Source organism: Tsukamurella sp. 1534, assembly GCF_000312385.1.
GTDB lineage: Bacteria > Actinomycetota > Actinomycetes > Mycobacteriales > Mycobacteriaceae > Tsukamurella.
On sequence record NZ_HE997627.1, the window covers coordinates 808,066 to 826,488 of the forward strand.

Below are 18,423 nucleotides of genomic sequence, written 5' to 3' on the forward strand. Positions count from 1 at the left end.
CCTGCCCCGCGGCCGGCGCCTGGGGCTGCGCGGCCGCGGCGCGGGGGCCTGAGCCGGTGCGGCGGGTGCCTGGGCCTGCGCGACGGGCACCTGCTGCTCCTCCGCGACGACGTACGCGTCGTAGATCCGGCGCTGTTCGGCGCGGTCGTCGGCGGCGGCCTTGGCATCGGCCAGCGCCCTCCCCGCGAGTTCGCGGCTCTGCACGAGCGCCTGTTGCTCCCCCTCCTGCTTCCGCAGCGCGACCACCGCCGCGGTGATCGAATCCTCCGCAGTGCGCCTGCGGTCCACGGCCGCACGGGCGGCGGCATCGGCCTGAATCTTGCTCGCGCGGGCCGCGCCGCGCGAGGCCACCGCCCTGTCTTTGGCCACGCGGAGCTTCTCTATGGCCCGCCGCTGGTCCTGCGCGAGCGCATCGAGAGTGGAGCGGCGCTCGATCGCGACACCGGGATCGTTGCCGCCGAGCGCGTTCACGAGCGTGCCGGCGGTGTTGCCCTGCTTGTACCGATCACGGACCACGCGGTCGAAGCGCTCCTGGGAGGACCTGATCCGGCCGTCGGCCTCGGCGACGCGCTTGTCGGCGATCGCGATGGCGCTCGACGCGGCCTGCTTGGCGTTGAGCGAACTCTGAACGTCGACGACGGCGCGGTTCACCGCCTGTCGCCGGGCGGCGACCGCTCCGCGGAGGTCGGCGATCCTCTGGTCGGCCCGCGCGACTCGGTCGACCAGGCGGGCGACCACGTTCTCCCCGCCTGGCTCGGCCCGCGCCGTTCCCGCCGCGGCCGCCTCGCCCACCAGCAGTGCGCCGGCGGCGACCGCGACCATGATCGATCGTGCGGCGAATCTCGAATCGGGATGTGCCATCAGTCGCCTCCCTGTGTGCATGGCCGGCGCCCCGCTCCTCGACACCCCTACGTCCCAAGAGCATCACGAGCCTCATTGGCACCGTATAACACATCCGCACCATTCGGTGGCATTGACGACGGACACCGCGGGCGCACCCGATGATCAGATCCGTGTGTCGCGGTGTTCGAGCACGCGGTCGACGGTCGCGATGACGAGCGTCGTCAGGAGCGCGGCGGCGATCAGGATCGAGACGACGATCGCCACGCCGATGATGCCGTCGTCGGCGAAGGATTCGGTGCCGAGCTGGGTCGCGCGGCTGACCAATCCGTAAGGGCTGACGAAGATGACGGCCTCCACGTTCATCGTCAGCAATGCGGCGGATAGGCCCGATCCCACCAGAGCGACCGCAATAGGTGCGGCGAAGGACCGCAGCAGCATCGAGAGCCCCGATTGCAGAGCGGCGACGGGAACGCTCGACAGGGCTACGAGCCCACTGACGAGGAGGTACTCGGCCGGAAGCATGCCCGGGAGGCCGAAAACAGTCTTGCCGAGGACGACAACGGCTCCGAGCATGACCAATTGCATGGTCACCGCCGGCAGTGCGACCGCAGCGGTCTTGGCGACGACGATGGACGAGGACCGGGTGGGTCCGCTCATGAGGGCGTTCCAGTTGGAGCCGTGGTGCTCGGAGCGCCAGACCAGCGAGGCGAGGACCCCGATGCCGATGGCGAGGGGGAAGAGCCCGTAGAACACGACGGACCGCAGCCACAGGGTGTGCCAACCGTCCTCGAGCGGCGCACCGTCGACGAGGGTGTTGACCACGCCGGTCACGGCGAGCACGATCGGCAGGATCAGGACGATCACCCAGGCCATGGATCGCTTGAGTTTGATGAGCTCGGCGCCGATCGTCCGCATGTCAGGCCTCCTGACGGTCGAGCCGACCGGTGACGAGCGCGAACGCGGCAATGACGACCACACCGAGAACGGCGACACTCACGTGAGCCGGAGGCACCGAAACCAGTGTCGTGCCCCGATATTCGGCGGGCATCGCCAGCGTGTAGTACCCCCACGGCACCAAGTGGTTCACCCAGTCGGGCATCCCGGAGGCGACGAGGGCGAAGACGAGGCCGAGCAGGCCGACGCCGATTCCGGCGAGCTGGTTCTCGATCCGCGCCGCCAGGACGACGTGCACCGCCAGGACGACGAGGTTGATGACCAATACGGATAGCGTGATGCCGCACCACCGCCCGAGCGGGATCTCGTTGCCGAGCACGAACACCCCGGCGACCAGTGCGATCACGGCGGCGAGCGCCACTGCCGTCGTCACGATCACCCCGAGTGCGACGAACTTCGCCCGGCTCACGCGCCCCGCCGCCGCACCGGACGTCGCAGACGACAGCCACCCCTTGCTGAGGTGTTCGATGTCGACCTGGCGGCTGGCGAGCACGGCGATCAGCAAAGGGGACGCGGTCAGCGCGCCTTGCCCGATACCGGTCAGCAGCAGATTCCACGCGTGCTCCGCCCCGGGGACGAAACCGGGTCCCGACGCCGAGTAGAAGACGATCGCGAGCGTCAGCACGAACAGGGCGAGAGCGATCGGCCCGCTGCGCAGGCGGCGCATCTTGGCGAACTCGTTGACCACGACCGACGGGATCATAGGGAGCCACCTGCGGTCAGAGTCATGAACACGTCCTCCAGCGACTGTTCGTCGCGGCGGACGCCGTAGACCCCGATGCGCTCGCGAACCAGACCGGCCACGATGCCGGCCGTGGTGCGGTCGTCGACACCGGGGACGCGCACGACGGCGTTATCGAGGCGGGTGCCGTACTCCCGCGCCAACAGGCTGTGCGCGTGGCGCGGCTCGGCGCACTCGATGAGGACGTCGGGCCTCGCGGCGGAGAAGAGCTGATCGCGGCTGCCCTGGAAGATCATCCGCCCCTCGGAGAGGATCCCCAGCATCGTGGCGGTCTTGTCGATCTCCCCCAGCAGATGCGAGGACACCATGACGGTCACTCCACCGTCGGCCAACCGGCGCAGAAGGCCGCGGATCTCCTCGATCCCGGCGGGATCGAGGCCGTTGGTCGGCTCATCGAGGATGAGCAACTCGGGCCGGCGGGCCAGCGCCATGGCGATACCGAGGCGCTGTTTCATCCCCAGGGAGAATTCGCGGACCTTCTTGTCCATGTGGCGCTCCATGCGCACGGTTCGCACGGCGTGGTCGACGTGCTGGTCGGTGAGCCCCAGCAGGCGCGCGACGATCTTCATGTTCTCCCGCCCGGTCAGGTGGGCATAGCCGGGAGGCGATTCGATGAGCGAGCCGATCTTCCCCAGCAGCTCCCGCCGAGTGCCCCGATTCATCGGCTTGCCAAGCACTTCGACGTGTCCACTGGACGGACGGATGAGATTGAGCAGCATTTTCATCGTGGTCGACTTGCCCGATCCGTTCGGGCCGAGGAACCCGTAGACGGCCCCCTCGGGGATTCGCAGGTCGAGGTCCTGCACGACCGGGTGGTCCCCGTACTTCTTGGTCAGCTTCTCCGTGGCGACGACGAACGACATGCCCTCGATGCTTCCGTGTACGGAGCGGCATATCGTCTGCTCAGACGACTATCTTCGCGTAGTCGATCCGCACTATCCCGCCGACTGAGGGCAGCCGGTCCGGCGGCACGGTTCATGGTTCCGGGCCGTGACGAGGCCGAGCCGATGCGCCAGGACCACGGCCTGAACCCGATCCCGCAGCTCCAGTTTCGTGAGGATGCGCTGGCCGTGCACACGAACGGTGTTCTCGGCGACCACTAGGCGCTCCGCGATCTCGGCGTTCGACAGGCCGTAGCCGATCAGCGTGAGCACCTCGTGCTCGCGTCGAGTCAGCACATCCAGACGGATGCCGGATCGAGCCGGCGGAACGGCGACCGGTGGGGAGAAGTGTTCCAACAGCCGACGGGTCGTGCTCGGAGCGACGACTGCGTCACCGTTGTGCACGTGCGTGATCGCGGCCGCCAGCTCGGCGAGCGGGGCGTCCTTCAGCAGGAAGCCCGACGCGCCCGCCTCGATCGCCTCGTACGCGTACTCGTCCAGATCGAATGTCGTCAGCACCAACACCGGCGGCCCTCCGGCTTCCCTGATCCGGCGAGTCGCTACCACCCCGTTCATGCGCGGCATGCGCACATCCATCACCACGACGTCGGCATCGACTTCAGTGAGCAGGTCGAGAGCGGTATCGCCGTCGTCGGCGTCCCCGACCACCTCGAACTCCGGCCGGGACTCCAGTACCGCCCGGAACCCCATCCGATACATCTCCTGATCGTCGACCAGCACGAGTCGGATCGTCATCGCTCACCTCCGGTGGGCAGCACCGCGTGGACCTCGAAGCCTCCCCGGGCACGGCGGCGAAACCGTACCTCGCCGTCGTACGCGTTCACCCTTTCGCGCATCCCCACCAGGCCATGGCCGCCGGTGTCGGTCCAGGCGAGATCGCTGCGAGGCCCATCGCCATCGTCGACGACGCGCACCTCGACCACGTCGTCGGCGTAGGCCACCGACACCTCGATCACGCTCATCATCGGTCCACCGTGCTTCCGCGCGTTCGTGAGCGCTTCCTGAACGATCCTGTGCGCGGCCAGATCCACCCCCGGAGGCAGTTCCCGCGGTTGACCGGCGACCGACACATCGACCCTCGTCCCACTCGCCCGCAACGGCACGATCAGCTGGTCGAGGTGCGCGAGTCCCGGCTGTGGCGCCATGGCCGGCTCGGCGTCGTCGCGCAACACGTCGAGCATCCTTCGCATGTCCGACATCGCCGCCCGGCCGGTGTCACGCACCTGCGCGATCATCGCCTTCGCCCGCTCCGGTTCGGCGTCGACGGTGACGGTGGCACCGTCTGCGGCGACGACCATCGTGCCGAGACCGTGCGCAACGATGTCGTGGATCTCGCGCGCGATCCTCGCCCGCTCCTCGGCAGCTGCGACCTTCGCGTGCGCGTCCCGCTCCCGCGCCAGCCGCCATGCCACCTCCTGCAATCCGGCGATGTACCGACGACGCACCCGGGTCAAGGCGCCGATGATCGCCGCCAGCACATCGGCGAGGACGAGCACGCCGACCTCGCCGATCCTGATGTATCCCACGTCGATCAGGGGGATGCTCGCGGCCACCATCCACACGGCGACGGCGACCACGGCCGCAACGACCACGGGCCCGCCACGCCGTGTGCTGAGGAAGTAGAGCATGAGCGCGAGCACGATCATGGGCGCGACGCCGAACCCCGACGCGAGCAGCATGTACAACCACGAGGCCAGATAGACGGCGATCGACGAGACCAGCGGAGACCGGCGCCGGAACACGTAGAGCACGCAGATCGCCGCGGACGATGCCACGAGAGCGGCGTAGGCCGCGGCGCCGAGACGTGCGACGCCGACGTCACCGAGGTACAGGCTGGTCGTGTACATCAGGTCGTACAAGAAGATCGACGTCGCGACCACGACGTCCACGGCCGCAGAATGCCGCCGGAACCAGTCGACGACCTTCGACGGGGACGTCGTCTCCGGCTCGCCGGACCGACCGTGCGGGCGCGGGTCGAGCATCGACGCGTCCGCCCACTGCGCCGCCTCTCCGCTGCCCAGCCCCATGTTCGCCAAGGGTAGCGCCGCGCGACGACCGGTCCGAGAAGGCGGTTCGCCGTTTCGGCACCCGCGGCCAACCGGTTCCGGCCATAAGAAAAGGCCCTGACCTGCGATCAATTCGCAGGTCAGAGCCTCTCCGAAGCGCTAGATCAGCGCTTCTCCTTGATCTTGGCGGCCTTGCCGCGCAGGTCGCGGAGGTAGTACAGCTTCGCGCGACGGACGTCACCACGGGTGAGGACGTCGATCTTGGCGATGTTCGGGGAGTGCACCGGGAAGGTGCGCTCCACACCGACGCCGAAGGACACCTTGCGCACCGTGAAGGTCTCGCGCACGCCGCCGCCCTGGCGGCGGATCACGACGCCCTTGAACACCTGGACGCGCTCCTTGCTGCCCTCGATGACCTTGACGTGCACGTCAAGGGTGTCGCCGGGGCGGAAGTCGGGCACATCGCTGCGCAGGGACTGCTGGTCAATGAAGTCGAGCGTGTTCATCGCTTGATCACCGTTTCTTGCTTCTTCTTCGCGAGCAGAGGACCCTGGCGGCCCGACGCGACTACCGCCGCGGGGGTTCGACCGGTTCGTACTCCTGGCTTGCCGGCCGCTCCGCAGCCGGATACGCCCGGGCAGCACGCAGCCCAGGCAACCTGTTGATTGTGCCAGATCGACGCCGCTTTCGAGAAATCGTGAGGCGACGGGCCATGGAGCGGGGCCGGCGGGGCGGCGCCGGGGCGGGCACGACGGTGCGGTCCAGTTCCTTCTCGGCGTCCTCACGGAGGCTCGGCAGCAGGTCGGGGCGGCCGGCCATGAGGTCCTGGACGGCGATCTTCGCCCGGATCAGCGGCCTACGCAGTCGCCGCTCCCGGCGGAGCGCCCGCAGCATCCGGCGGGAGTCCTGGTCGTAGCGCCAGCGGGCCCACGGCGCGCCGGGACGCGCGAGCCGCACCGCGCCGATCAGCAGCAGCGGGAAGAAGAACAGGCCGACCAGACCGGTCCAGATCTTGCCCTTGAGCAGCACGATCGCGGCCGTGGCCATGCTGATCACCGCGAACCCGATCTGAGCGGCGCGCTCGGGCGAATCGCGGAAGCCACCGATGTCCACGAAGTCCAGCGGCCGCAGCCCCAGCAGCAGCAGGCCCGTCACCGCGACGGCCACGAATACCGCATCCACAGAGGTGCGGCCCTCCTCCTGCCAGTACACGTCGCGCAGGTACAGGATCAGGGCGAACTCGTCCAGGATGAGGGCCGCCCCCAGCCCGAAGATCCCGGAGAGCACCGCGGCCGTCGTCGGGGTCGCCGTTTCGAAGGTCGCGATCAGGCCGATCGCCGCGCCCAGGCACAACACCACTCCGAACACCATGTGGTGCAGGTGCAGGCCGCCGGGCCGGACGTTCCCGAACCACCACCGCACCTGCGCGCGGATCAGCCGGACGCTGACCCGGATGCACAGGAAGCCCACGATGAGACCGACGAAGAAGGAGAACAGCGGCAGCCGCCCCGCTTCCACGACGTCACGAGCGAACCAGGTGGACATGCCTCCAACCTAGCGCCGCGCACCGTCGTCCCCGGTCAGGTCGGTCGACGGTCCGCGTTCGCGTCTACTTCCCGAAACCGGCCTTGCGGAGCGCGTCGGCCATCGAGCCCGACGGTGCCGCCTGCTCGCGTCCGCGCCCACCGCCGCGGTTCTGGCCACCGCCGCGGTTCTGGCCACCGCCGCGACGCCCGCGGTCCTGGCCGCCCCGGTCCTGGCCGCCCCTGCGGCCGTCGCCGCCCTGGCCCCGGTTCTGGCCACCGCCCTGAGTTCGCTGCTGCCCGCCGCTGCGCTGCTTGGCCGCGTCGTCGTTGAGCCGCAACGAGAGCCCGATGCGCTGCCGGTCGACGTCCACGTCGACCACCTTGACCTTGACCACCTGCCCGGACTTGACCACCTCGTGCGGGTCGGAGACGAACCGGTCGGACATGGCCGAGACGTGCACGAGCCCGTCCTGGTGCACGCCCACGTCGACGAACGCGCCGAACGCGGCGACGTTGGTCACGACGCCCTCGAGCACCATGCCGGGCGTGAGGTCGGAGACCTTCTCGACGCCCTCGGCGAAGGTGGCGGTGGCGAACGCGGGGCGCGGATCGCGGCCGGGCTTCTCCAGTTCGGCGAGGATGTCGGTCACCGTCGGGACGCCGAAACGCTCGTCGGCGAGCTCCGCGGCGATGTCCGTGGGACGCAGCTTCGCGAGCGCGGGACCGTTGCCGATGAGTTCGGCGAGCGCCAGGCCGGAGCGGTCGAGGATCGTCCGCACCACGGGGTACGCCTCGGGGTGCACCCCGGACGCGTCCAGCGGATCGTCGCCGCCGCGGATGCGGAGGAAGCCCGCGCACTGCTCGAAGGCCTTGGGGCCGAGGCGCGGAACGTCGAGGAGGGCCTTGCGGCTGCGGAACGCGCCGGTCGCGTCGCGGTGCGCCACGATCGACGTGGCGAGGGTCTCGGTGACACCCGACACCCGCGCGAGCAGCGGCGCCGAGGCGGTGTTGAGGTCGACGCCCACCGCGTTCACCGCGTCCTCGACGACGGCGTCCAGGCTCTTGGCGAGACTGCCCTGCGCCACGTCGTGCTGGTACTGGCCCACCCCGATCGACTTGGGATCGATCTTCACGAGCTCGGCGAGCGGATCCTGCAGGCGCCGGGCGATCGACACCGCGCCGCGCAGCGAGACGTCCATATCGGGCAGTTCCTGCGATGCGTACTCGGACGCGGAGTAGATCGACGCGCCGGCTTCGCTGACCACGGCCTTCGCCGGGACCTTGGCGCCGGCCTTCTTGATCTCCGCCAGGAGCTCCGCGGTCAGCGCGTCGGTCTCGCGCGAGGCGGTGCCGTTGCCGATGGCCACGAGCTCCACGTCGTGCCGGGCGATGAGCGCGGCCAGCAGCGCCTTGGACTTGTCCCACTGGTTCTGCGGCTGGTGCGGGTAGATGATCAGGGTGTCGAGCACCTTGCCGGTGCCGTCCACCACGGCCGTCTTCACGCCGTTGCGGAAGCCCGGGTCCAGGCCGAGGGTGGGCCGGGTGCCGGCGGGTGCGGCGAGCAGCAGGTCCTTGAGGTTGGTCGCGAACACTCCCACGGCGTCGTCCTCGGCGCGCTGCCGCAGCCGGGTGCGGGCGTCGACGGTGGCCGACACCATCAGCTTGGTCCGCCACGCCCAGCGCACCACCGTGCCGAGCCACTTGTCGGCTGCGCGGCCCTCGTTGCGCACACCCAGGGTGCGGGCGACCATCGCCTCGTACTCGGCGTCCTCGCCGCCGTCGAACGCGAGCGAGAGCACCTCCTCCTTCTCCCCGCGGAGCACGGCCAGCACGCGGTGGCTGGGCATCTGCTCCAGCGGCTCGGAGAACTCGAAGTAGTCGCGGAACTTCTGTGACTTCTGCGGGTCCGCGCCCTCGCGGACGGCGGTGCGCAGCGTGGAGTCGGTCCAGAACTTCTCGCGGACGGAACCCACCAGCTCGGCGTCCTCGGAGGCGCGCTCGACGAGGATGTGCCGCGCACCCTCGAGCGCGGCCGCGGCATCGGCGACGTTCTCGCCGAGGAACTCGGCGGCCAGTTCCTCCGGAACCAGGGACGGGTCCTCGAGGAGGCGCTCGGCGAGCGGCTGGAGCCCGTTCTCGCGGGCGATCTGCGCCTTGGTGCGCCGCTTCGGCTTGTACGGCAGGTAGATGTCCTCGACCCTGGCCTTGGTCTCGGCGGCGAGGAGGGCGGCGCGCAGCTCGTCGGTGAGCTTGCCCTGCTCCTCGATCGAGGCGATCACCGCGTCGCGGCGCTCATCGAGTTCGCGCAGGTATCCGAGCCGCTCCTCGAGGGTGCGCAGCTGGGCGTCGTCGAGGCTGCCGGTGACCTCCTTGCGGTACCGGGCGATGAACGGCACCGTCGAGCCCTCGTCGAGGAGTTTGACGGCCGCGGCCACCTGGTTCTCCCCCACCGACAACTCGTCGGCGATGCGGGCGGATACGGACTTCACGGGCGCGCTCGAATTCACGCGGCCACCCTACCGACGGTCCCCGACGAGTTCCGCGAGCACCGGCTCCGTGGCGCCGCACACCATCACCGCCTCGTAGGCCACATCGGGCAGCCCGTCGCCGCCGTCACGGACGAGGAAGTACAGCGCCGACATCGCCCGCGCGGACTGGAAGCCCAGGATGTAGCCGGTGTGATCGCCGTCGGCCCGGCACGCCTGGGCGGCCCGGTCGAGACTCTCGACCGCCGCGGCGAGGCGCTCCGCCTCGCCCCTCCGGGAGCCCGGCGCGCGGCGTTCGTCGAGCAGGACCTCTCCCGCGGCGTCGAGCCGCGGATCCGCTGCGCGGTCCAGGGAGTCGGCGACGAGCGAGACCCCCGCCGCGTGCCGCCGCGCGGGAGGCACGGCGGCGACGGTCTCGGCCAGGTCCGGCAGGCTAGTACTGCGGTGCATCGGCGTCCTCCCAGCCCGCGGCCCACGCATCCGGTGACCACGTGGGGTGGAAGCCCAGAGCGCGTAGGTGTTCGCTCACGTCGCCGGGCGGTTCGACGGTGCCGACCACGGGGCCCGGCGCGAATCCGTGTGCGGCGCAGAACGTCGCGACGGAGAGCTCCGGCCACGCCTCGTTGCCGGCGGCGAGCTCGCCCTCGCGCAGTTCCACGCCGGGCCGGAGGTAACCGTCGAGCTCGGTGGTGCCGATGAGGCGCCACGGGCGTCCGTCCTCATCGGTGACGGCGGCGACGGCCATACGCACCCAGGACCGCGCGGGACCGCCTACCGCGGCGCACAATTCGCGTAGCCGGAGGTTGAGGTCCTGGGGCGCGGCGCCCGGGACGTCGTAATGCGCGGCCCGGTGCTGCCCGTCCCCGCCCATCGCGCGGCCCATCATCCCCATCGCCGCCATCGGCGCGAATCCGGACAGCGCGGCGCCGTGGCCGGCGGCGAGTTCGGCGGACCGTCGTTGCGCCTCCTGCGCGGCGTCCTCGGCCTCCGCGCGGCCGCGCTGGTCCGCGAGGTCTGCGGCCTGCTCGGCCCCGGGATCGTCGGGCGGCGCCTGCCCGCGGGCCTGCAGCCGGGCGAGCCCGGTGCGCGCCGCCACGTCGGTGAGGCGTTCGCGGGTCGCGTCGACGAGATGCGCGTAGTCGTCCACGAATCGGGCACGGGCCGAGTCGAGTTCGGCCGCACGAGTCAGCACGCCCGACGGTGCGGCCACCGCCAGATCGGCGGCGATCCGCCGGGCCTCGGCCTCGGCCGCGAGGTAGGCGCCGGACCGTCCCTCATAGGGGGCGGGGGCGACGGGCCAGAGGTCGTCCGCGGTCATCGCACCGCCTCGATGGCGCGGGCTCCGGCCTCGTCCGCATCGACGGCCGCCCGGGCGTGCCGGCGGATCCGGGTGGCCAGTGCGCGCAGGTCGGCGACCGCGGCGGCGTGGAGGTCGCGCGCCGCGGCGTCCGACGCGGCGGGGACGCCCCCGAGCGCCCGGCCGTAGCGGTCCGCGGGCAGGTCCAGCCGAGGCGGGTCGCCCAGGCCGTCCGCGAGCGCGTCGACGGTGCGCGCGGCCCGCTCCCACGCCGCGCGTTCCATCTCCATCACGACGGGCCCCTTGTCAGCTCGGCCCGGGCGCGGTAGTGGTCCTGCAACGAATCCACCGCCCGCCCGGCCAGTTCCGCGATCAGCGGCCCGAGACGCTCGGGTGGATGGGCGCGCGGCGCGCCGGGCGCGAGTTCCACGCCGACCACGTGCCCGCGCACGTCGACGGTGACCGCGACCAGCCTGTCCTGCGAGCGGGCCGTGACGCGCGCGCACCGGAACTCCTCGTCCAGTCGCGCGAGTTCGGCCTCGCGCCGTTCGACCTCCGCCAGCAGCGCGGCGGCGCCCGTGTGTTCCATGAATCCCCCAGGTCCGCGGGCGCCCCACGCCCACTGCGATCATCATGCCCCGGACGTCCCGCCCGTGCCCGGGGATCCTCCGATCCCGTCCGCGGCCGGTAGCGTCACCAGGATCCGGGCTCCGCCGAGTGGCGAGTCCACGGCTCGCGCGGAACCGCCGTGTGCCCGCGCGGTCTCGGCGACGATCGCGAGGCCCAGCCCGGTGCCTCCGGCATCGCGCGAGCGGGCGTCGTCCAGGCGATGGAACCGGCCGAAGACGCGCTCGCGCTGATCAGTGGGGATCCCCGGGCCGTCGTCGTCCACGGCGATCGTCACCTCGTCGCCGGCCGCGCCGATCGTCAGCTCGACGGCGGACGCCGCGTGCCGGCCGGCGTTGTCCACCAGGTTCTGTACCAGTCGCGCCAGCTGCGCCCGCGAGCCCCGGACCCGGGCGCCGCCGCTCTCGCGCACCGCGAATCCCACGCCGCCCGGCGCGTCGAGGTCCCCGATCACCGCGGCGAGCGGGACTTCCACTGCGAGCGCCTGCTCCCCCGCCTCCAGCCGGGCGAGCGTGAGCAGGTCGGTGGCCACGCTCTGCAGGCGGTCCACGTCGAGCAGCGCCTCGCGGACCGCCTCCGCCTGGTCGACGCGGTCGGGGTACGCGGCCGCCACCTCCAGATCCGCGCGGACCACGCCGATCGGTCCGCGCAGCTCGTGCGCGGCGTCGGCGACGAACCGGCGCTGACGGTCCGCGGACTCCTCCAGCCGCCCGAGGGTGACGTTCATGGTGCGGGCGAGGCGCGCGACCTCGTCCCGGCCGCCGACCTCGGGCACACGCAGGCTCAGGTCACCGGACGACAACTCGCGGAAGCGTCGTTCGATGTCCCCGACGGGGCGCAGCGCGCGTCCCGCCACGAGCCAGGCGATCAGGCCGGTGATGAGCCCGGCGAGCGGCGCGGTCGCGATCACGCCGATCCGCCCCCATTCGGAGAGCACCTGCTCCACCCGCACCGCGACGGTCGCCTGACGCGGAACACCCTGCGCCGGGCCACCTTCCATTCTGTCGACGCCGGTCGGTCCCCACACAGCGTCCCCGCTCGCCGACGGCGCCTGCGCCGCGGGCCTCATGTCCGCGAGCACCACGTCGGTGAGGAGCCACACGAGCGCGAAGGCCACCACCGCGTATCCGACGAACACGACCGCGCCGGTGAGTACGGCGAGCCGCGTTCGGACCGTACCGGGCCACCTCACGCGCGTACCCGGTAGCCGTACCCGCGGAGCGTCTCGATGGTGTCGGTGCCGAACGGCGCGTCCACCTTCCGGCGCAGCGCGCTGATGTACACCTCGATGCGGTTGCCCGCCACATCGGCGGCCTCGTCCCACACGGCGGCCGCGAGATCGGTCTTCGAGACGGGCCGGCCGGCGTCCCGGGCGAGGGTCGCGAGCACGTCGAACTCCTTCGCCGTCAGGGGGATCGCCGCGGCGCCACGCACCACGGTCCGGCGCGCCACGTCGATCGCGAGCCCGCCGGCACCGAGCACGACGGGCCGCCGGTCGCGCCCCCTGCGGATCAGCGTCCGCAGGCGGGCGAGCAACACCACGTAGGAGAACGGCTTGGTGAGGTAGTCGTCGGCTCCCGCGTCGAGGCCCTCGGCCTCGTCGTACTCGCCGTCCTTCGCGGTGAGCATGAGCACCGGGGACCAGTCCTCGCGGGCCCGCAGCGCCCGCAGCACCTGATACCCGTTGCGCCCCGGCATCTGGATGTCGAGGACGATCACGTCGAACGTCCCGGCCTCGGCGGCGACCAGCGCGGCCTCGCCGTCCGGAGCGGTCTCGACGACGTATCCCTCATAGCGCAGGCCCTCGGCGAGGCCGCGGACCAGGCGGTGGTCGTCGTCGGCGATCAGGATTCGGGGCACGGCTCACTCCTCGGGCTCACGGCGGCACGCGAGCCGGCCGGGCTGCCGACGGTACCGCCGGCAGCCTGGCGGGACACTGTCAGCGGCCTACCGGTTCGCTGTGCGGCGCCCGCACTTCCACGACCTTCACGGCGCCGGGGGCACCTGCGGGCACGGCCGCCCTCCCCACGACCTTCCCGGCGGCGTCGCGAATCGTGCCGTCCGCGTCGAGGGTGAACCGCGCACCGTCGGACGTCGCCGCCGCGGGGATCTCGCTGCACGGGACGGTGCGGGAGGGCGATCCGTCGAGACCGGTGGTGCCGCACACGGCGGTGGGCTGCGCGGGGCCGGGCGCCGGCGCGGCGGCGGCGCTCCCGGCTCCGAGGACGACGCCGCCCAGGACGGCGAGGCCGCCGGCGGCGGCGAGGACGGTACGGGGAATGCGGTGGGTGGACATGAGTCTCTCCTTCGGGTCACCGGCCGGGGCCGGTCGAAGCGCTCGCTTCGATGCCACGACGTTGCCCGGAAGGTGCTGTGGCGTACCTGAAGCCACCTGAAGACGCCTTCAGCGAGTACGAATAGCTTTGAGCAGGAGAGAGTTTCAGTCGTCGTCCGGAAGCAGGTCGGGTCGCCGTTCCCTGGTCCGCTCGACGGACTGCTCACGGCGCCACCTGGCCACCTTGGCGTGGTCGCCGGACAGCAGGACGGGCGGCACCCCGAGCTCCCGCCACGTCTCGGGCCGGGTGTAGGACGGCCCCTCCAGGAGCCCTTCGGCACCCTCGGAGAACGAATCGTCCTGGTGGCTCATGCGATTCCCCAGGACGCCGGGGATCAGGCGGGCGAAGGCCTCGACCATGACCAGCACGGCGACCTCGCCGCCGATGAGCACGTAGTCGCCGATCGACACCTCGACCACGCGCACGCGGCGGGCGGCGTCGTCGAAGACGCGCTGGTCGATGCCCTCGTAGCGCCCGCAGGCGAACACGATGTGCTCCTCGGACGCCCAGTCGTGAGCCATGGCCTGGGTGAACGGGACGCCGGCCGGCGTGGGTACCACGAGCAGGGCGTCGTCGGGGCACACGTCGTCGAGTGCGGGCCCCCAGACCGTCGGCTTCATGACCATGCCTGGCCCGCCGCCGTAGGGGGAATCGTCGACGGCCTTGTGCACGTCGTGGGTCCAGTCCCGCAGATCGTGCACACCGATCTTGAGCAGCCCCTTGTCGACGGCCTTCCCCAGCAGCGCTTGCCGGAGCGGCGCGAGGTACTCGGGGAAGATCGTCACCACGTCGATCCGCATGCGCGTCCCCGCTACTCCGGATCCAGCAGGCCGTCGGGCGGGTCCACCTCGATGTACCCGCCGGGCACGTCCACCACGGGGACGATCGCCTTGACGAACGGGATCAGGATCTCGCGCCCCTCGGGCGTCTTCACCGACAACAGCTCGCCGCCCGGCGGATGCAGGACCTCGGCGACGACGCCGATCTCGGCACCGTCGGACATGCGGACGGCCAGCCCCTCGAGTTCGTGGTCGTAGAACTCGTCGGGGTCGTCGCTGGGTTCGACGTCCGCGGAGTCGATGACGAAGAGGACGCCGCGCAGCTCGTCGGCGGCGGTCCGGTCCGCGACGCCCTGCAGACGCACCAGCAGCCTCCCGGAATGATTCCGGGAGGCTGCCACGGTGTACGTGCTGGTGCTCTTCTCGCGGGGGCGCCGGCCGGTGAGGACGGCGCCGTCCGCGAAGCGGAGCTCGGGCGAATCGGTGCGCACGTCCACGACGATCTCGCCGCGGATGCCGTGCGACTTGGCGACCCGCCCGATCACGAGCTCCATACGATCAGCGGATGCGATCGGTGTCGACGACGTCGATCCGGATGCCCTTGCCTCCGATGCCGGTGACGAGGGTGCGCAGGGCGGTGGCGGTGCGGCCGCTGCGGCCGATCACCTTGCCCAGATCATCCGGGTTCACGTGCACCTCGATCACGCGGCCGCGACGGCCGGTGATGAGGTCGACCCGCACATCGTCGGGGTTCGACACGATGCCGCGCACGAGGTGCTCGACGGCGTCGGCGACGACGGCACTCACTACTCGCCCTCGGCCTTGGCCTCGGCGGGAGCCTCGGCGGCGGCCTCAGCGGGAGCCTCGGCGGCGTCGTCGGCCTTCTTCTCGGCCTTCTTCTTCGGCGTGGTGGCCGAAGCGGCGGGCTCCTTGTCGGCCTCCGCGAGGGCGGCGTTGAACAGGTCCAGCTTGGACGGCTTCTCGGCCGGCTGCTTGAGGGTGCCCTCGGCGCCGGGGAGGCCCTTGAACTTCTGCCAGTCGCCGGTGATCTTCAGCAGGGCGAGCACGGGCTCGGTCGGCTGCGCGCCGACGCTCAGCCAGTGCTGGACGCGCTCGGAATCGATCTGGATGAGCGACGGCTCTTCCTTGGGGTGGTACTTGCCGATCGACTCGATCGCGCGGCCGTTGCGGCGGGTGCGCGAATCGGCGATCACGACGCGGTACTGCGGGTTGCGGATCTTGCCGAGCCGCGTGAGCTTGATCTTGACAGCCATGGTTGGCGTCTCCTCTTTCGTTGTAGTCACCGTGCAATTCAGCGATGCGCCAGGATGGACGCACCCGGTTTTGCCGTCTGGTAAGCGTGACCGCCGGGCGGTATCTCAGCCGCTGCCGGTCAGCAGCGATCCATTCTGCCATGCCCCGCGAGCTGGGCGAAATCGGCGGTGCGCCGTCCGCGTCGGCACCGCGATCGGTCCGTCGGCCGGCGCGCCGGGGAACCGCGCGGCGCGTTCGGGTTTCCGGCCCCGGGCACCGTCACCGGTAGACTGAAGGGGAACACGGTGCGTACGTGACACTCGCCACTCCTGGCGCGTTGGATGCGGCTGGAAGGTTACGGGTCAGTAAACTTCGGACCCGTTGTCGGCCTCGGCGGAGCACCTCAGCCCGGTGTAGCCCCTGCCAGGCCGCGTACAGCTACCTCGCAGGATGGGACCGCAGACTCACCCCTATGGCCACGCACCTGGATCGCACCACCGAGACCGCCCCGGCCCGGGGCGGCAGCGGGTCGTCGTCCACGGCCGGCGGGGCCGCCCCCGGCGCCACCGCGTCACCGCGCAGGACCAAGGGCGCCGGATACCTGTACCAGCTCGACTTCGTTCGCACGATCACCTTCCTGCTGGTCGTCTTCATCCACTCGTTGACCAACACCAACGACGAGGTCAACGGGACGATCACGAACGCGATCGCGATGAACCTGCACTTCACCCGGAACTCGTTCTTCGCGCTGACCGGTCTCGTCCTGGCGTACGGCGTGGTCGAGCGCGGCGCGCGGCTGCCCGCCACGCAGTTCTGGCGCAAGCGGCTCCGGCTCGTGGTGATCCCGTTCGTGCTGTGGGCCTTCGCCTACTGGGTGTTCGACATGATCGTCGCCGGTAACGGCGGCGCCATCCCCACCAGCCTCGGCGACTTCTGGGACAACCTGAAGTGGGGCGGGATGAACGGCTACCAGCTGTACTTCATCTTCGTCACCATCCAGATCTACCTGCTGTTCCCGCTGATCCTGGCGTTCGCCGAGCGCACCCGCGGCTACCACGTGCCGGTGCTCGCGGTGAGCGCGGTTCTGCAGCTGGGGATCTACACGGCGGCGACGTACTGGAACCCCACGACGGGATGGTGGGGCGACAACTTCTGGCACCTCTACGCCACGTTCATCCCGTATCAGTTCTTCATCCTCCTGGGTGTCATCACCGCGTTCCACCGGGAGCGGGTCGAGGAGGTGCTGCTGCGGCACGCTCCCCTGGTGTTCGCGATCGCGGCGACCACCGTGGTCGCGGGCCAGGTGATCTACCGGGTGCGGCTCGACGAGGAGACCGCGCCGATCGTCGCCTCGGCCGTCTTCCAGCCCGCGAACTTCGTGCTCTACGTGGCACTGGTCGCCGCCGTGTACACCACGGGGCTCCTCCTGGCCCGTAACCGGCACCGGCTCCCCCGCCTCACCCGCTTCGCCTCGTTCGGCGCGAAGCGCTCGTTCGGCGTGTTCCTGGTGCACGTCATGGTGCTCTCGCTACTGGTCCTCCCCAAGACGTCCGACGGTGCGCCCTGGCTCACCTCGGTGCTGCCGGACCCGATCGACACGACGGTGGCGTTCGTCGTGACCCTCGCGATCACGTTGGCGATCGTGGAACTGCTCAGCCGCGCGCCCAAGGCGCAGTGGTGGATCGGCCGTCCGCGCCCGGTGAAGAAGCGGCCCGCGAAGACCGCGTCTTGACTCTCCCGTCGCTGGAGACTCCAGGGTGGTTCCCGTGACCGAACGAGAGACCCTGTTCAGCATCGGCGACCTCGCCGCCCGCACCGGCCTGTCCGTGAAGACGATCCGGTTCTGGTCCGACGAGGGGCTCGTTCCGCCCGCCGACCGCAGCGCCGCCGGATACCGGCTGTACGACGCGGAATCGGTGGCCCGGCTCGAGCTGGTCCGCACGCTGCGCAACCTCGGGCTCGACGTGAAGACGGTGCGATCCGTCCTCGCGCAGCAGTCGAGCCTGGCCGATGTCGCCGACGCACACGCGAAGGCGCTCGACGCCGAGATCCGCACCCTGCGGGTCCGGCGGGCCGTTCTCCGCTCGGTCGCACGAAGGAACAGTTCGACCGAGGAGTTGAGAATCATGACCGAGATGGCGAACCTGTCCGCGGCCGAGCGCCAGCGGATCATCGACGCGTTCGTCGACGAGGCGTTCGCGGGCATCGAACCCGACGCGCCCGGGGCCCACATTGCGAACGGCATGCGGTCCATGCCCGCCGTGCTGCCCGACGATCCGTCGCCCGCACAGGTGGACGCGTGGATCGAGTTGGCGGAGCTGGTGTCCGAGAAGGACTTCCGTGACCGTTGCCGGGAGATGGCGGTGACGGGCGCAGCGGCGACCGAGCCGCCCGTGATGCTGGACATGGAGGCCGCCCGCGGCCCCGCGGAGGACGGCACGGATCCCGCGTCCCCGGAGGCGGCCACGCTGCTGGAGTCGCTCGTACCCGCGGGCACGGACCGCGCGGCCCTGGCCGACCGGATGGCGACGTTCACCGACGCCCGCGTCGAGCGCTACTGGTCGCTGCTGGGCACGCTGAACGGCTGGCCGCAGCGTCCGGCGACGGTCCCGGTGGCCGAGTGGCTCATCGCCGCGCTCCGCGCACACGGATAGCCATCTCCGCGTCTGGT

At 71.0% G+C, this 18,423-nt stretch carries 21 protein-coding genes and 1 pseudogene; 2 read left to right on the plus strand and 20 right to left on the minus strand.

What is annotated here, in order from left to right; genetic code table 11:
* The 20 genes and pseudogenes from BN39_RS23545 to rpsP form a co-directional block, all read right to left on the minus strand.
* A pseudogene (locus BN39_RS23545) lies at nt 1–861 on the minus strand (hypothetical protein); the annotation flags it as partial.
* Nucleotides 862–1,005: 144 nt separating this feature from the next.
* A complete protein-coding gene (locus BN39_RS16245; RefSeq protein ID WP_019203494.1) occupies nt 1,006–1,758 on the minus strand; it encodes an ABC transporter permease in 753 nt (250 codons plus the stop codon).
* A gap of 1 nt (nt 1,759) precedes the next feature.
* Nucleotides 1,760–2,485: an ABC transporter permease gene (locus BN39_RS16250; protein WP_202803305.1), complete on the minus strand. Its 726-nt coding sequence runs from the start codon at nt 2,483–2,485 to the stop codon at nt 1,760–1,762.
* An 11-nt stretch (nt 2,486–2,496) separates the two neighbouring features.
* A complete protein-coding gene (locus BN39_RS16255; RefSeq protein WP_019203496.1) occupies nt 2,497–3,402 on the minus strand; it encodes an ATP-binding cassette domain-containing protein in 906 nt (301 codons plus the stop codon).
* A 72-nt stretch (nt 3,403–3,474) separates the two neighbouring features.
* A complete protein-coding gene (locus BN39_RS16260) occupies nt 3,475–4,176 on the minus strand; it encodes a response regulator transcription factor (protein ID WP_019203497.1) in 702 nt (233 codons plus the stop codon).
* Nucleotides 4,173–5,468, minus strand: coding sequence for a sensor histidine kinase (locus BN39_RS16265; protein ID WP_019203498.1), 1,296 nt, complete (start codon nt 5,466–5,468; stop codon nt 4,173–4,175). Before BN39_RS16265 ends, BN39_RS16260 begins: the two co-directional genes overlap by 4 nt.
* Before the next feature lie 143 nt (nt 5,469–5,611).
* Nucleotides 5,612–5,953: a 50S ribosomal protein L19 gene (gene rplS / locus BN39_RS16270; protein WP_019203499.1), complete on the minus strand. Its 342-nt coding sequence runs from the start codon at nt 5,951–5,953 to the stop codon at nt 5,612–5,614.
* 61 nt (nt 5,954–6,014) lie between these two features.
* Entirely contained in the window at nt 6,015–6,992 is a 978-nt protein-coding gene (locus tag BN39_RS16275) for a hypothetical protein (RefSeq protein WP_019203500.1), read from the minus strand.
* Between the two features lie 64 nt (nt 6,993–7,056).
* The gene (locus BN39_RS16280; RefSeq protein WP_040768137.1) at nt 7,057–9,480 is read right to left on the minus strand and encodes a Tex family protein; all 2,424 of its coding nucleotides are present in this window, start codon (nt 9,478–9,480) and stop codon (nt 7,057–7,059) included.
* A 9-nt stretch (nt 9,481–9,489) separates the two neighbouring features.
* Nucleotides 9,490–9,909 carry a hypothetical protein gene (locus tag BN39_RS16285; protein WP_019203502.1) on the minus strand — a complete coding sequence of 140 codons (420 nt, stop codon included), beginning with the start codon at nt 9,907–9,909 and terminating at the stop codon, nt 9,490–9,492.
* Nucleotides 9,893–10,777 carry a hypothetical protein gene (locus tag BN39_RS16290; protein ID WP_019203503.1) on the minus strand — a complete coding sequence of 295 codons (885 nt, stop codon included), beginning with the start codon at nt 10,775–10,777 and terminating at the stop codon, nt 9,893–9,895. The genes BN39_RS16285 and BN39_RS16290 overlap by 17 nt, the downstream gene beginning before the upstream one ends.
* Entirely contained in the window at nt 10,774–11,049 is a 276-nt protein-coding gene (locus tag BN39_RS16295; RefSeq protein WP_148281516.1) for a hypothetical protein, read from the minus strand. The genes BN39_RS16290 and BN39_RS16295 overlap by 4 nt, the downstream gene beginning before the upstream one ends.
* Nucleotides 11,046–11,345: a YbaB/EbfC family nucleoid-associated protein gene (locus tag BN39_RS16300; protein WP_019203505.1), complete on the minus strand. Its 300-nt coding sequence runs from the start codon at nt 11,343–11,345 to the stop codon at nt 11,046–11,048. The genes BN39_RS16295 and BN39_RS16300 overlap by 4 nt, the downstream gene beginning before the upstream one ends.
* A 42-nt stretch (nt 11,346–11,387) precedes the next feature.
* Complete coding sequence (locus tag BN39_RS16305) at nt 11,388–12,575, minus strand: cell wall metabolism sensor histidine kinase WalK (RefSeq protein ID WP_019203506.1); 1,188 nt, start codon at nt 12,573–12,575, stop codon at nt 11,388–11,390.
* The gene (locus tag BN39_RS16310; protein WP_019203507.1) at nt 12,572–13,243 is read right to left on the minus strand and encodes a response regulator transcription factor; all 672 of its coding nucleotides are present in this window, start codon (nt 13,241–13,243) and stop codon (nt 12,572–12,574) included. The genes BN39_RS16305 and BN39_RS16310 overlap by 4 nt, the downstream gene beginning before the upstream one ends.
* 79 nt (nt 13,244–13,322) lie before the next feature.
* Nucleotides 13,323–13,679, minus strand: coding sequence for a hypothetical protein (locus BN39_RS16315; protein ID WP_019203508.1), 357 nt, complete (start codon nt 13,677–13,679; stop codon nt 13,323–13,325).
* 144 nt (nt 13,680–13,823) lie between these two features.
* Nucleotides 13,824–14,519, minus strand: coding sequence for a tRNA (guanosine(37)-N1)-methyltransferase TrmD (gene trmD / locus BN39_RS16320; protein WP_019203509.1), 696 nt, complete (start codon nt 14,517–14,519; stop codon nt 13,824–13,826).
* An 11-nt stretch (nt 14,520–14,530) separates the two neighbouring features.
* Entirely contained in the window at nt 14,531–15,052 is a 522-nt protein-coding gene (gene rimM, locus BN39_RS16325) for a ribosome maturation factor RimM (protein WP_019203510.1), read from the minus strand.
* A gap of 4 nt (nt 15,053–15,056) precedes the next feature.
* On the minus strand, nt 15,057–15,305 hold the full coding sequence (locus BN39_RS16330; protein WP_019203511.1) for an RNA-binding protein: 249 nt from the start codon (nt 15,303–15,305) through the stop codon (nt 15,057–15,059).
* Nucleotides 15,305–15,772: a 30S ribosomal protein S16 gene (gene rpsP, locus BN39_RS16335; protein WP_019203512.1), complete on the minus strand. Its 468-nt coding sequence runs from the start codon at nt 15,770–15,772 to the stop codon at nt 15,305–15,307. Before rpsP ends, BN39_RS16330 begins: the two co-directional genes overlap by 1 nt.
* A gap of 452 nt (nt 15,773–16,224) precedes the next feature.
* Between rpsP and BN39_RS16340 the strand changes: the two genes are divergently transcribed.
* Both BN39_RS16340 and BN39_RS16345 read left to right on the plus strand, forming a co-directional pair.
* Nucleotides 16,225–17,484, plus strand: coding sequence for an acyltransferase (locus tag BN39_RS16340; protein ID WP_019203513.1), 1,260 nt, complete (start codon nt 16,225–16,227; stop codon nt 17,482–17,484).
* A 34-nt stretch (nt 17,485–17,518) separates the two neighbouring features.
* Entirely contained in the window at nt 17,519–18,406 is an 888-nt protein-coding gene (locus BN39_RS16345) for a MerR family transcriptional regulator (protein ID WP_019203514.1), read from the plus strand.
* Nucleotides 18,407–18,423: the final 17 nt, after the last annotated feature.